Source organism: Chryseobacterium sp. R2ACT005, assembly GCF_049949215.1.
Classification (GTDB): Bacteria; Bacteroidota; Bacteroidia; order Flavobacteriales; family Weeksellaceae; genus Chryseobacterium.
The window spans coordinates 1,394,942-1,410,802 of sequence record NZ_CP188192.1; the positions used below are offsets into that span (position 1 = coordinate 1,394,942).

At 34.5% G+C, this 15,861-nt stretch carries 10 protein-coding genes and 1 pseudogene; all 11 read left to right on the forward strand.

Features of this window, described 5'->3' with window-relative positions:
• Positions 1-38 precede the first annotated feature (38 nt).
• The 11 genes and pseudogenes from bglX (at position 39) to ACPF63_RS06390 (ending at position 15,700) form a co-directional block, all read left to right on the forward strand.
• Positions 39-2,366 (forward strand): beta-glucosidase BglX, encoded by a 2,328-nt coding sequence (gene bglX, locus ACPF63_RS06340; protein ID WP_426482433.1) that lies wholly within the window; start codon positions 39-41, stop codon positions 2,364-2,366.
• 92 nt (positions 2,367-2,458) lie between these two features.
• The gene (locus ACPF63_RS06345; RefSeq protein ID WP_426482434.1) at positions 2,459-2,857 is read left to right on the forward strand and encodes a hypothetical protein; all 399 of its coding nucleotides are present in this window, start codon (positions 2,459-2,461) and stop codon (positions 2,855-2,857) included.
• A 119-nt stretch (positions 2,858-2,976) separates the two neighbouring features.
• Positions 2,977-3,387 (forward strand): hypothetical protein, encoded by a 411-nt coding sequence (locus tag ACPF63_RS06350; protein ID WP_077418012.1) that lies wholly within the window; start codon positions 2,977-2,979, stop codon positions 3,385-3,387.
• 278 nt (positions 3,388-3,665) lie between these two features.
• Entirely contained in the window at positions 3,666-5,297 is a 1,632-nt protein-coding gene (locus ACPF63_RS06355) for a T9SS type A sorting domain-containing protein (RefSeq protein WP_426482435.1), read from the forward strand.
• 6 nt (positions 5,298-5,303) lie between these two features.
• Positions 5,304-9,050 (forward strand): DUF5977 domain-containing protein, encoded by a 3,747-nt coding sequence (locus ACPF63_RS06360; RefSeq protein ID WP_426482436.1) that lies wholly within the window; start codon positions 5,304-5,306, stop codon positions 9,048-9,050.
• Between the two features lie 8 nt (positions 9,051-9,058).
• The gene (locus ACPF63_RS06365; RefSeq protein WP_426482437.1) at positions 9,059-12,607 is read left to right on the forward strand and encodes a DUF6443 domain-containing protein; all 3,549 of its coding nucleotides are present in this window, start codon (positions 9,059-9,061) and stop codon (positions 12,605-12,607) included.
• A 2-nt stretch (positions 12,608-12,609) separates the two neighbouring features.
• Positions 12,610-13,137, forward strand: coding sequence for a hypothetical protein (locus ACPF63_RS06370; protein ID WP_426482438.1), 528 nt, complete (start codon positions 12,610-12,612; stop codon positions 13,135-13,137).
• A 56-nt stretch (positions 13,138-13,193) separates the two neighbouring features.
• Positions 13,194-13,382, forward strand: a pseudogene (locus tag ACPF63_RS06375) (RHS repeat-associated core domain-containing protein); the annotation flags it as partial.
• Between the two features lie 761 nt (positions 13,383-14,143).
• Complete coding sequence (locus ACPF63_RS06380; RefSeq protein ID WP_426482439.1) at positions 14,144-14,554, forward strand: hypothetical protein; 411 nt, start codon at positions 14,144-14,146, stop codon at positions 14,552-14,554.
• A gap of 204 nt (positions 14,555-14,758) precedes the next feature.
• On the forward strand, positions 14,759-15,088 hold the full coding sequence (locus tag ACPF63_RS06385; RefSeq protein ID WP_426482440.1) for a hypothetical protein: 330 nt from the start codon (positions 14,759-14,761) through the stop codon (positions 15,086-15,088).
• A 255-nt stretch (positions 15,089-15,343) separates the two neighbouring features.
• On the forward strand, positions 15,344-15,700 hold the full coding sequence (locus ACPF63_RS06390; RefSeq protein WP_426482441.1) for a hypothetical protein: 357 nt from the start codon (positions 15,344-15,346) through the stop codon (positions 15,698-15,700).
• Positions 15,701-15,861 lie beyond the last annotated feature (161 nt).

Below are 15,861 nucleotides of genomic sequence, written 5' to 3' on the forward strand. Positions count from 1 at the left end.
CTAAAAATATAAAAACAATAATTTAAGAAGATAGATTTATGAAAAAGTTAATTGTAATCGCCACTTTAGCATTGGCACCTGTGTTTTCCGCACAGGAAATGGTAACGAAGCCCGTTCAGTCCTATCAGACGGCTCAGTACCAGGCTAAAAAGAAAGCATTTGTAGACAATCTTTTGTCGAAAATGACATTAGATGAAAAAATCGGCCAGCTTAACTTACCAAGTTCAGGTGATTTTACGACAGGTCTTGCTAAAAGCTCAGACATCGGTAAAAAAGTTGAACAAGGTTTAGTGGGTGGACTATTCAATATAAAAGGAGCAGAAAAAATCAGAGCAGTTCAGAAAGTAGCCGTGGAAAACAGCCGTCTGAAAATTCCTTTGATCTTCGGGATGGATGTTATTCATGGTTATGAAACAACATTCCCGATTCCATTAGGTTTAGCTGCTTCATGGGATATGAATCTGATTCAGCAGTCAGCAAGAGTAGCGGCAAAAGAAGCCTCTTCTGATGGTATCAACTGGACGTTTTCTCCGATGGTAGATATTTCCCGCGAACCAAGATGGGGGAGAGTATCGGAAGGTTCTGGTGAAGATCCTTATTTAGGAAGTGAAATTGCAAAAAACATGGTGTATGGTTATCAGGGTAAAGATTTGTCTGTTGGAAATACCATTCTGGCTTGTGTAAAGCACTTTGCATTATACGGAGCAGGTGAATCAGGAAGAGATTACAATACAGTTGATATGAGCCATGTGAGAATGTTCAACGAATATTTCCCACCTTACAAAGCAGCGGTAGATGCTGGTGTAGCTTCTGTAATGGCTTCTTTCAATGAAGTGGACGGAGTTCCTGCAACCGGAAACAGATGGCTTCAAACTGAGGTTTTAAGAAATCAGTGGAAGTTTAAAGGTTTTGTGGTAACGGATTACACCGGGATCAATGAAATGGTTGACCATGGTATGGGAGATCTCCAGCAGGTTTCTGCACTAGCTCTGAAAGCAGGTGTTGATATGGATATGGTAGGGGAAGGCTTTTTAACAACATTAAAAAAATCTTTATCTGAAGGGAAAGTAACACAAGCTGAAATTGATTTGGCAGCAAAAAGAGTTCTTGAATCAAAATACGACTTAGGATTATTTACAGATCCGTATAAATATGGTGATGCAAAACTGGCGGCAAAAGAAGTTTACAGCATGGAAAACAGAAATATTGCAAGAAGTGCTGCAGCTCAGTCTATGGTTTTAATGAAAAACGAAAACCAGGTGCTTCCTTTGAAAAATTCAGGAACTGTTGCCGTAATAGGACCATTGGTGAACAATTCATTAAACATGGCCGGAACATGGAGTGTTGCTGCAAAACATGATAAAGCAGTAAACCTTATGCAGGGGCTTCAGGCTAACTACGGTAAAGATGTGAAATTCCTTTCTGCTAAAGGTGCTAATATTGATTATGATGCTAAGCTGGAGGATATCTATGCAGCTCATGGTAAAAAAACAGATAGGGATAACCGTTCAAAAGAAGAATTGTTAAAAGAAGCGGTAGATATTGCAAACAAAGCCGACGTGATTGTTCTGGCAATCGGAGAATCTGCGGAAATGAGCGGTGAATCTTCTTCAAGAACAGAAATTACCATTCCTCAATCACAGGTTGATCTTTTAAATGAGTTAAAGAAAACCGGGAAACCCATTGCAATGGTACTTTTCACAGGTCGTCCATTGGCTTTAACCAATGTAAAAGATGCTCCTGATGCCATCCTTAATGCATGGTTTGCGGGATCTGAGGCTGGAAATGCGATTGCCGATGTTTTATTCGGAAAAGTAAACCCATCAGGAAAGCTGCCGATGACTTTCCCAAGAAGTCTGGGACAGGTTCCTATTTACTATAATGCTAAAAATACAGGACGTCCGCTAAGCCAGGAATTAACTGATAAATGTGAATATCAAAGATTCCGTTCCAACTATATGGATGAGTGTAATACACCATTGTATCCGTTTGGATTTGGTTTAAGTTATACAAAATTCGGGTATTCTGATATTGCAGTATCCAGTACCAATCCGAAAGGAAATCAGACTGTTCAGGCATCCGTTACCATAACTAATAATGGAAACTTTGATGGTGCTGAGGTAGTTCAGTTGTATATCAGAGATATGGTGGGAAGCATTACAAGACCGGTAAAAGAATTGAAAGGGTTCCAGAAGGTATTTCTGAAAAAAGGTGAAACTAAAAAAGTAACCTTCGACATTACTCCTGAAAATCTGAAGTTCTACAACGGAGATTTGAAATACGACTGGGAATCAGGTGAATTTGATATCATGATTGGAACCAGTTCTGATAATGTTCAACACTCAAAAATTAACTGGACTAAATAATTTAAAAAAGTTACTCACAGAAATGTGTATTATGTCTTTTTTGGCATGATTTTTAATAATACCTCGGTAATTACTATTATATGCAAATCGACATGAAAAAAACAATTTTATTGAGTACTATGTTCCTTGGTTCTTTAGCATTCGCTCAAAAAACACCTGTAGTAGGTGGAGACAGGGATGCACACGGATGTATTGGTTCTGCAGGATATACCTATTCTCAAATCAAGAAAGACTGTGTAAGAACTTTTGAACAGAAAATTAAATTGACAGAAGTAGCTCCAAAAGAAAGTTATACTTCAATAGCTGCAGTTATTTTCAGCAAAGACATGAAAAAAGCTGAGGTTTTTGTAAAAGATACCGACTCAGAAAGCATCATTCTTACCAGAGCAGGAGGTAAAGCCAAAGCATGGAAAAAAGATGGTTATGTACTGGTTCCTTACAAAAAAAACGGATATCAGCTTAAAAAGGATAATATTGTGATCTATCAGTAAGATCATATTTTCAAAATGAAAACCACTCGGAAGAGTGGTTTTTTTTGTACCTTAGATGAATCAACTAATACCCTATTGGGGGACATAGTTCTACCAACCAGAAAACAAAAATTTTACATATGAAAAAAACAATTTTATTCAGTGCAATGTTCCTTGCTACTTTAGTTTTTGCACAAAAACAGGCTCCTGTTCTGGGAGGTGATAGAGATGTTCACGGTTGTATCGGTTCTGCAGGATATACTTATTCACAGTTAAAAAATAATTGTATAAAAACATTTAATCAGAAAATAAAACTCAAAGAAGTAAATTCAGATAAAAGTTATACCTCAATGACAGCCATAATTTTCACGAAAGACATGAAAAAAGCTGAAGTTTTTATTCCGGATGGAGCAGCGAAAAGTATTATCCTGAATAAAGAGGGAAAAGGGAAAATATGGAAAAGCGGAGATTATATTAAAGACAGCTATGTTTTAACTCCCTATAAAAAAAGCTACCAGATCAAAAAGAATGATGAAATAATCTATCAGTAAGATCAGATTTTAAGAATAGGCAAACCACTCGGAAGAGTGGTTTTTTTTGTGCTGTATATTCATTAGTATCAAAATAGATTTTTATGCGACATGTTTTGTCGTTATCCGGAGATAATTTTGCATCAGGAAAATGAAAATATCAATATAAATAAAGTGAATTTAACAATAAATAGTATGATTTACAGGATACCATATGAAAGTGATTTTCATATCTTAAAAAGTGTTAAATTTGCGAAGTTTTAAGAAACTAATTACTAACTCAAAAAAACAACACGGGAATGAAAAAAATCTATCTCGGAGCGCTAACCTTATGCGCTATTCTGGGCACTTCTGCTCAGGAAGTAGTGTGGCAGAAAGACATCAAATCTTCTACCCAGGATTTTCTAAGCCAGGTTACTACAACCATTGATCAGCAGTATCTTATTACGGGAAGCTCTATAGAGTCAGGAAGCGGGAAGCTGGAGGCTGGAAGTAAGCAGAACAACGGTTATGATTTCCATTTGGTAAAACTAAACCAGCAGGGAAATGAAGTCTGGGAAAAATACTTTTCAGGCTCCAACCATGATTATTTATCAGCAACTGTTACCACACAGGACGGTGGATTTCTATTAGCTGGAACGTCCTATTCAGGAAAAGGACTGGATAAAAAAGAGGACTCTAAAGGAGGATCAGATATCTGGCTGATCAGAATCAATGAATTTGGTGATGAATTATGGCAGAAAACCTTAGGCAGTTCTTCCGATGAAGAAGCAAGAGCTGTTATCCAAACTACCGACTTAGGATTCTTTGTGGCCGGAAATGTACAAAATTCCTCAAAAGGTTACGGTTCCAAAGACGTTTTGATCACAAAATTGGATAAAGACGGAAAAGAACTTTCACAATTAATCTTAGGTGGAAAGGGCTTAGATGAAGTAGAGAAGATGATTCCAACGAGAGACGGCGGAGCATTACTAGGAATTTATTCCAGGAGTTCCGAGGTTCGCGTTTCGGGATCTGAAAAGGATTCCGGGATGCGAGATGCGGGTTCTGTGTCAAACATTCAAAACCCGAACCCCGTATCTCGAATCGCAAAATCAACAGACAATTTCGGTGAGGGAGACTACTGGATTGTCAAACTAGACAAGAACGGAAATGTAGAATGGGAAAAGAACTTTGGAGGAAAAGGTGATGATCATATCAGAACATTGGCTTTAACCTCAAATGGTTTCATCATCGGTGGAGAATCCAGATCAGAAAGATCAGGCAATAAAACCGTAGGAATAGAAGAAGGTACAGACCTTTGGTTGATTTCCTTAAATGAAAGAGGTGATGAACAGTGGCAGAAATCCTACAATTTCAAGAACAGAGACATCTTAATGAGTATGAGTGTTCTTCATTCTGCAGATGATAAATCATCCAAAGGAATTTTATTAGGAGGATATACTCAGGCAGAAGGAAGAATTCAAACCGATGATGAAACCTTCTGGATGCTTTATCTGGATCACAATGGGAATGAACAATGGAGGAAACACGTCAAAGGAGAATCTAGCAAGAAAGAAGAGAGATTATCTGATTTGAAACTGAACAGAGACGGTTCAATTGTATTAGCTGGAACCAGCGCAGAAGAACTGGGTAAAGAAAACTGGAAGATTGTAAAACTGGGCGACAAACGAGTTGATCAGCTGATTGAGAAATACGACATCAAAATCTATCCGAACCCTGTTTCAGATTATGCTTATGTAGAAATCGGCTTTGATTTTAAAGATGCAGATATTCTGTTGTATGATATGAGCGGAAGACAATTACAAAGTATAAAAACAAAGAATAGAGTCACTAAGATCAATACCCAGGCTTTGGTTCAGGGAGCTTATCTGATTACCGTAAAAACTGATACCAATAAAACGGCGAATGCTAAACTGATTAAGAAATAAATAGAGATGAAAAAGATATTAATACTTATTTATAGTTTATCTATAACTACAATATATACTCAGACAAAATCAAATTCTATTATCCAAAATGCTGTAAATAATACAGCAGTAGTATCTCCTAATACGGCAGCATTATTCAGGTATGCTGAAACACCAGTTTCTTTGTATACAGGAGTACCTGATATTACTATACCTCTTTATACGATTAAAGAAGGTGATATTGAAGTTCCAATCTCTATTTCATATCATTCTGGCGGAATAAAAGTAAATGATGAAGCTTCTTCTGTAGGATTAGGATGGTCATTAAATACAGGTGGGGTGGTATCACATATTATGGCGGGGGCCAATGACTTTAGTGCATATGGATATTATAATATTTATCCTAAAAATGCCACTGGTTATGTTGGATCAGTATCAGGTTGCCCTACTCCTACATGGAATAATAGTACTGCCGTAAGCTCATACTATAGTAATACTTTTCGAATGCTTGTTAATGATCCACAAGGTTCACTATATCCAGAATATGATTTTCAGCCTGATTTGTTTCTTATTAATTTGCCAGGTAAAAGTTATAAGGCCTACTTGGATATGGCAAAAACAACTAAAACTAATTATCCAAAATTTGCTATAGAGGGACAGGCTAATATTAATTTAAAAATTATTCCTAATATAGGTTTTCAGCCTAATGCTTTTGGAGATTATAACTTTCAGATTACTGACGAAAAAGGATTGAATTATTATTTTGATCAAAGGGAAATAACACGATCTAATTATACAACACCCGCTACCGGAATTTCTGATCTTCTTTCGAAAATAGAAGATACAAAAGGAAAAAGTGTTAAGTTTTTTTATTCTAATTTTTCACTTAGCGGGATATGGAGATTAGCAGGTTCAAGAAGTACGAGAGTGAACATTACGCAGACTCAGGGAATACCTTCAGGAAGTGGGGCAGGACCTGGCTATTTTAACAATAACCTTGGTGCAAATTATTATAGTAAACAAAGGATAGACGAAAATTATATTCAAAAAATTGAATTTACCAATGGTAAAGTTGAATTTACTTGGGAAGACCGGGAAGATATTAATAAATCCAAGAAATTAACTTCTGTTAGAATATATAACAACTATAAACTTATTAAGCAATATGATTTCAATTATGATTATTTAGTAGCTAATGATAATTTGAATACAGAAAAAATAGCTAGCTGGTTAGTTGCTCCAAACAATAAAGTACTAACACACAGATTGAGATTATTAAGCCTTACCGAATCACTGACTAATGAAAGATATTCTTTTGATTATAATACGGCTTATAATTTACCTAATAAATTGAGCTTTGCTGTGGATTTTTGGGGATATTACAATGGGCAGAATAATGATGATACTTTTATTCCATCTCCGGATAAATTTGTAAAAGGAACAAATCCATTTACCCTTACATCTTTTAATCAAGATCCAACAGGATACTGGTATCAACTCCCTGCGTATCAAATTCCAAGTCCAACAACACCTATTTTTGATGAAGAGACAACTATGCTTTATACTTACAAAGCAGATGGTAAAAAATATTTATCTGATAGGAGAGCTTCTCTTAGTGCATTAGCAGGAATTTTGACAGGGATAAATTACCCAACAGGGGGAAGAACAGAGTTCGAATATGAATTGAATACATTTTCCAATTATCCAATAAAGTCATTAATGGATAATATTAGTTCAAGTCCCGAAAAGGATTATAGTTTGGGAGGCGGAGTGAGGATAAAAAATATTAAAACAATAGAAAAGCCAGGTGCAGTACCTTTAATTAAAAATTATATTTATGAAGAACTGAATAATAATGGAACAAAAATTATATCCAATGGAAATTTAGCTGAATTTCCAAAATTTTATGAAATAGAAAACAGATGTTATTCCTTACAAAGTGATCTCGCTGGAGGCTCAATAGTAGCTAATCCAGGTTGTTCAATTCAATATTTACCTAGTACATATGCAGAATATCCATTTAGGATATCAGTATATGAAGGTACTCCGGCTCAAGGTGTATCAACTCTTACCCAAAAAGGCGCTGTAGGGTATTCTAAAGTTATAGAACAAGTTAATGGAAAAGGAAAAACGGAGAACTATTTTATTAATAATGTAAGTGGTTCTTGTTTGACCATGATGCCTAGAGGAAAGAATTATGTTATTGGAAATGGGGACATAACCAAACAAAGATATTATGATGAAAATAATTCATTAATTAAAGAGGTAGGATATAATTATAAGTTTAATTCTCAAGATAACTTAAATACCTATTTTATATCTGGAGCAGTATTAGAACCTGTAACTACGTTTGTTGATCATAATTTTACAACAAATGGTTATGCTCCATTTGGAGGACTTATTCATACTTATACGATTAGCCTATATAAGTCTTTGCTTGAATCTACCGTAACTAAAGAATATTTTCCAGTTGGTACTGGTAATTATATGGAAACAAAATTATTTACGACTTATAATAACAGATATTTACCTAAAACAGAGAAAACAACATTTCCCGATACGTCGATAAATGAAACCTCTTATAGTTATGCTGAAGAAAAAGGAAATCAGTTAATGATTAGTAAGAACATGGTTGAAATTCCAATGGAGACTATTGTAACACAAACAAAAAATGGATTAACCAAAACTTTATCAAAAATAGAAACTATTTATCCTACTTCATTACCCGATGTTCAGATTGGTGATTTTATACTCCCTAAATCTGTAAAATCCTCTGATTTGACTGATAATACATCTTCAACAGAAGTGACATTGGATAAATATGATGCAAAAGGAAATCTTATTCAATACACAACCAAAGACGGATCACCAGTATCTATTATTTGGGGATATAACTTTAGCTTACCAATAGCAAAAATCGAAGGAGCTAAATATGATGATGTAAGTACGTATATTCAGAACATCATTACATTATCTAATGAAGATGCAGCAAATCCTGTTAAAGAAGAGTTGCTATTAGTTGCACAGGATAATCTTAGAAAAAATAATAATTTAAGCAATTATCAGGTTACTACTTATACTCATGATCCTTTAATTGGAGTAACGAGTGTTACACCATCTTCAGGAGTTAGAGAGTATTATAAATATGATATTACTAATAGATTAGAAAAAATCGTAGATGTTAATAATAAAATAATAAAAGAATTTAAATATAGATACGGTAATAGCTCTCCTACAGTGAATACTAATGATGAAAAAAGTGGAGTGTTCACAAGAACAAACTGTACTGGTAATACAGTAGGAGGTTCTTATACCTATACTGTTCCTAGTGGAACATATACTTCTGATGTAAGCAAACTAGCAGCAAATTTGATGGCAATAGAAGACGTTAATACTAATGGACAAAATATAGCTAATCAAAATGGTGCTTGTATACCGATTGTATCTTGCGATTTTACATTCTCTCCAGCACTCGGAAATCCATCATATATTTATAATTCAACAACGACAGTAAATAACAATGTTAATTTTTATGTTTCATTTTCAAGTTATGGAATTTGGCAGAGCTGGGGAAGTGGGTTAACCTTTGGTAAGGTAGGAGCGTCTTGTATACCTTCAGTAAATAGAGAAATAATTTATACAGAAACAAGCTTTAATCGCAAATGGAGAATTTTTATTGATACCTCTGGAAATTGTAATGCAACACTTATTTCTGGAACGGTTGATCCTGCTTCGCAGAATTCAATAAATTTTTATTTTCAATACCAAAAATAAAAACAAGAATGAAAAATATACTAATTATAATAGTGATTCTTCTCATGGGAACAGCCAAGTCCCAGCTTACTAGTACAGAAAACTATGTGTATTCCAAGACTTATTTGTCAGATCCTACGCTTACTAATACTAAAGTTTCCGAAACGGTTCAGTATTTTGACGGGCTGGGAAGACCTAAACAAATCGTTAATGTAAAAGCCTCCCCATTGGGAAAAGATGTAGTCACTCCAATTAAATACGATGCGTTCGGAAGGCAGGTGCAGGACTATCTTCCTGTTCCCCAGGCAGGAACGCTCAACGGGGCCATTACTCCTGATCCCTTATCCAATGTGAGCAGTACCCCTTATGGTTCAGAGAAGATTTATTCAGAGAAGATTCTGGAAAACTCACCATTAGACAGGATTCAGCAGCAGGTTCAAGTGGGTACAGCATGGAGTACAAAACCTGTACAATTTGGGTATGACGCCAATGCCGATGGTGAAGTAAAAAAATACACTGCCACTTTTAACTATGCCACTTTTACTTCCCAACTCACCTTATCCGGCTCCTATGGAATAGGCCAACTGTATAAAAATACGGTTACTGACGAAGACGGAAACCCAACCATTGAGTTTAAAAATGGTCAGGGGCAGGTTGTACTGGTAAGAAAGGTAATCAGTGCTTCAGAAAATGCAGATACCTATTATGTTTATAATGATTATAACCAACTGGCTTATGTGATCCCTCCCAAAGCTTCTGTAGAAGCAGATCCCAATACGGTACTTAATGATTTATGTTACCAGTATAAATATGACGGGAGAAACCGTTTGGTAGAAAAGAAACTCCCTGGCAAAGGCTGGGAATATATGGTATATAATAAAGCTGACCAGCTTATCCTGACTCAGGATACCGTCCTTAAAGGAAAAGGGCAATGGCTCTTTACCAAATATGATCAGTTTGGAAGACTTATTTACACAGGAATCACAAATAATGCTGCCAGCAGGGCATCAATGCAGAACAGCATCAATGCCAATGCTAATGTATATGAAACCAGAACAGCTGCGGCAGGACTTACTTTAAACGGTATGCCTGTATATTATACTAATCTTTCAACTCCTACCGGTGTTACCCAGGTCTTAAGCGTTAATTATTATGATACCTATCCGGCAGGTTCTCCAGCAGTCACCAATGTCTTTGCCCAGCCTCTTCTTACGGATGATCCCGCTCAGGAAAGGACAACTAAAGGACTTCTTACCGCTTCTTATGTAAAGAATATAGAAGATGACAATTGGACGTGGAATTTCCTTTGGTATGATACCAAAGGAAGAAACATAGGATCAAGAAGTCGTAACTATCTTGGAGGCTATACTGTGATTAATAATAAGCTTGATTTTACCGGGGTTGTTCTTCAAACCAATACTTACCATAGAAGACTTGGTTCAGACCCTGAAAAGACCATCGTAGAAAAATTCACTTACGATTCCCAGAACAGGCTTCTGACCCATACCCATCAGATCGGCAGTAACCCAGTTGAATACCTTTCTCAGAATAAGTATAATGAACTTTCCCAGCTGGAATCTAAGAAAGTTGGGGGAACAGTTGCAGCATCCCCATTACAGACCATTGCATACCAATATAATATCCGTGGCTGGATGACAAAAGTTAATGATCCTGCCAATTTAGGGAGTGATCTGTTTGGCTATAAAATCAATTATAATCAGGTGGAAGGACTGGAAACGCCTAATTCAGATTTTAGTGATTTAAAGGTAAAACCGAAATATAACGGAAATATTGCTGAGGTATCCTGGAAAACCTTAACAGAAGATAATGAACCATTAAAAAGATATGGTTATGTTTATGATGGTTTAAACAGGCTGTCAGCAGGCTTCTATCAGAAAGCCGGATCTGAAACTGCCAAAGAATATTTTGAAAAGCTGGAGTATGATCTTAACGGAAATATTACACGGCTTAAAAGATCAGAAGGCGTTCTCCCGGGAAGCACTGTGGCACTGAGCATAGATAATCTTAAATATGATTACTCCGGAAACAGGCTGATAAAAGTAACCGATGAACAACAAAACTCTTCTGGTTATCCTTATCTCATAACTCCCAATACCATTGAGTACGATAAAGGCAGTATCACCGGCAATGGAAACATGACTAAACATTTGGATAAAGGTATTTCATCTATTGAATATAATTATTTAAATTTACCTAATCAGATTACCCAGAACTTAAAAGCAACAAGTTATCTTTACAGAGCAGACGGAGTAAAAGTAAAGAAGCTCTTTGGGGATTTGGAGACCTATTATCTGGATGGCTTTCAATATAAATCTACATTTTTAAGAGAATCCTGGGATGGTGAAGGAACATTCATTCCTGATCCGAACGAAGTTCCTGAATTGAAATTGAGGATAATTCCCACTTCTGAAGGATATTATGATGCTCTTCTTAACAAGTATGTCTACAATTTTACAGATCATTTAGGAAATGTGAGATTAAGCTATACCGATACAAATGGAGATGGAGTGATCCAGCCAAGAAGATATAATACATCAACCTGTTCACCTATATTGGGTTGTCTGGGAGAATGGAAACCGGGAGAAATTGTTGAAGTAAATAGTTATTATCCTTTTGGATTAATGCATAATTATACAGCTACAACGCAGAATGCTTATCAGTACAAGTACAACGGAAAAGAACTCCAAGAAACGGGAATGTATGATTATGGCGCGAGGTTTTATATGCCGGATATTGGAAGATGGGGTGTAGTGGATCCACTGGCGGAAACTTCGAGGAGATGGAATCCTTATACATATGCATATAATAACCCGATCAGATTTATTGATCCTGATGGTATGCAAGCAGAAGATAAGATTAAGATTTTTAATAACGGTAATATAGAAAGAACAAAAGACAATAATGCCTATGATACTATTACAAACGAAGATGAATCTAAATCTATTCAAATTGCCCGTACAAATGTGACAGAAGCAAACCCAACAGGAGATTCACAAATAGGAGAAGCTAAAGATATTAATTTTAAAACGCCAGGACACGAAGGCTCAAAAGGAAGTAACATTTATACGTATCTACAAATACAAAACGATGATGCAGCCAAACAATTTTTTGACTTTGCAGCAGAAAATACTAGTGTTGAATTCACTAGAGATACTTTCAATTTTGGAGATGGTTTTTCCTCAAATGTTATAACTACGAGTCATGTTACTAATGTAAGTGTTAGTGCTTATTTTGCTATTCCCTATGTAAACCTAACAGGAGGAAATGGTAATCACTTCATTAATCAAACCAAAAGTGTTGATTTTGATCATTCTCATCCACTAGGAGAAAGTATAGCTCCTGGAGGATTTAATTTTAGATTTGATAAAAATAATAGTCCTATTTTTTACAAAATCATTACAGGAGGTTATGTAGATGCTGATGTATCAAGCAGAAATAAAATATTTAAAACTACCAATGTCTATAGTACTTGGAAATGGCCAACACCAGGAAAAGGGTATGTTAACTTTAATGGTTCAACAGCAATATATACAGGTAGTAACAGAAAAATAAATTAATTATGAAAGCAAAATTGATATTTATTTTAGGAACTATACTAATTCTATTTTCTTGTAAAGCACAAGATAAAAAGATTGATCCTAAAGTAGTAATGCAAGTTATTGAAAGTTATATTGACTTCAAAAACAAAGAGCAATACGTAAATGCAAATGACAATATATTAATAGTTGGTGCAAGTAAAATACAAAATGAAAACAAATATTGGTTAAACGTATATTTTATGAATCCAGAACTAATGTCTGGCTTTAAGTATACAAAAGTCTATAAACTTTATAATTACAGAATAATAATTGATGAAGCACTGGATGAAACAATCATGTTGAAAAACGCATTTAAGAATATACAGGAAGTTCCATATGAAAACTTTAATCTAGCTTCTTATCCGTTTTCTTATAACACTAGTATGTGGTTGCTTACTTTCAATTATAAAAATGAAGTTATACAAGTATCACCCCAAGAAAAAGCTGAGACTATAAAAAATATTTTAGAAAAGAAAGGTATTAAGTTTTCAAAAGACTACGAAGAATAAAATCACATATACAATAAATATCAATAGACTGTCTCAAATTTAGATGGCCTATTACATATCAGTATAAGTACAACGGCAAAGAACTTCAGGAGACTGGAATGTATGATTATGGAGCAAGATTCTATATGCCTGATATTGGAAGATGGGGAGTTGTTGATCCGCTGGCGGAGGTAAACAGAGCGTGGTCTCCATATAGGTACACATATAATAATCCAATGAGATTTATCGATCCTGATGGAAAATTAGAAGATTGGGTAGGAACAACTGATGAAAATGGAAGTACAACATGGCATTGGGACGATAAGATAAAAAATGCATCACAAGCAGCAGCTCATTATGATAGTTATTCTGATGGAAAAACAAATAATACATATACATCTATTTCAGGATCAGAAGTAACTTTAAAAGAAAATGGAAATTGGTCTGAGGATTTTACTAATGTTAATAGAGAAAGATTAGGAACAGCCATTAATAATTGTACTGCATGTAAACAATTAGAGGGTGTTGAAAAGGCTTTGTTTATAGGTGTTCTATTAGCACTTGCAACAGGAGGAACAGGAGGTTTTGCTTTGTCCGGAGAAATCACTATAGGTTCTTTTGCAGCTAAATCACTTACTGATGCTTCAGTACAGACAGCAGCAAATTTTACAACGAATGGTGGGAATTTCATGGAGGCAGTACAGAATATAAATTTAACACAATCTGCTTTATCAGGGATAGGAATGAGCCCAGTAGGTAATGCGGTTATTTCAACTGCTGTAAATATTAATATGTCGGATAGTAAAACAGTATTTACGGGTGGCGTATCTGCTAGAACTTACATGATTCAAGCATCAATGAGTGCTGCGGGAGGAACATTGGTAAATAGAATAACTGGCTCTTCAGCTTTTCAACAAGCTGTAGCTCAAAAGACTTCAGGTTTAGGGCAAACAATAGGAACGGCCGTTTCATATATATATACGAATGGTCCTGATTATACAAGAGCAACTATTCAAAATAAGATACAATGATAAAAAGGTTATTGACTAAACTACATTATTATATTTTTGAAAGAAAATCAAAATGGAATTATTTAATCATTTTGATAATGATTTCTCCTTTATTTCTTTATATATATAATAAACAATCTCCTGTTAAGGCTGGTAATTACACAATTGGGTATGCTACAAAAATGTATTGGCCAATAATATCCTATAAAAGAATTAGATTCAATTATAATGTAAATGGGAAACAATATGAAACTACAAACATTTATGCCCAAGATCCTGAAGTAAAAATACCTGCAAGATATTTGGTGCAATTTTCTTTAGAAGATAATTCATTTTCTAACATTTATCCAAATATTCCTATTCCTGATAGTATCCAAAAATCTCCTCCAGAGGGGTGGAAAACATTTCCTGAATGGGCAAAAAAATAATTAGTAATAAGATGGAGATTTTACTTAACTAGATTGAGTATCCCCTCGCTGCCGCACGATTTCATTGTGTGGCATGATATAAAATAAGTAATTGCCTCAAAAGGCGGAGTTTGTGTATCTTCATTTTAAAAGTTCTAATTTTTTATGGATTAATTTTACAGTTAGTATTTTTGATTTTTTTAGACTAGAACAGGTGTAATTCCTATGAATAGAAAAGCAAAATTAATAATCGTTCCAAAAGACAGGAATGCCGAATTTGCACTAGAGTATGGCTGGGCAATCCCAGAACAAATGATAGAGTTGAGTTTAACTAACGAAGAATTTGAAAAACTGTGGCTTGAAGGTGTTTTTTCTTTGATTAATAGAATGTCAAATAGTAATATTGATGATTTTGAAGATGAGCATATTACAAATTTAGATTCTATATATAATTTATTGAATGAGTTAAAGAAAAATTCTAATAGCTCAGATGAAATCAATAGAATGTTTGAATTGGCTTTGTCATATGGAACCAGCATACATTTTTATTTCTAATTATCTTGTACCCCCGCTGGCGCGAGCGCCTTGCTCGTGTCCAAGCTAGAATAAATAACAATCCTTGCATTCTTTCAGGGGCTGTTTATATTATAAGTTTTACTACTTTTAAACTTTGAATACAAATCAATTTGCTTCAATCTAGCTTAATCTATAATTGAGTGTTGAACATGTAAATATATAAGATTGAGATATGAAAAAGAGTGAGTACCTTTATCAATAAGGAGTCTTTTATAAACGATCTAAAATATCTATATGGGATTTTTAAAAAGAAATATTAACAAAATTATTTTATTATTCTTCGGAATTGTACTTTGCGGGATAATTATAAAAAGAATATTTGATTCCAAACTATCTAAATATAAATATTTTAATCAGCAATGTAATGGACAAGTTATTTCAAACTCATATGACCTTATGACTCATTTTAATATTGTCAAATCATCAGATGGTAATAGAATTTATTTGGAAGATTTAAGAATAATTTCATTAATTAAAATAGGAGATTCTATAGTGAAGAATAAAGACATTACTTACTTTACTGTTTATAAAAAAAGCAATACTAAAGTAATTTATAATATGTACAATAAAAACTTGAAAATTATAAAATGAACATAATGTATTAATATTCATTTTTATTTTTAAAATTGTATAATTTTTGAGTATACTTTTCAGTCTCACTATCAGATAAATTATGCTACCACTCAACATTCACCTTATTCTAAAACTGATAGGTAGATTTTGTTTCATACATTAATCGTTTTTAGCATAAA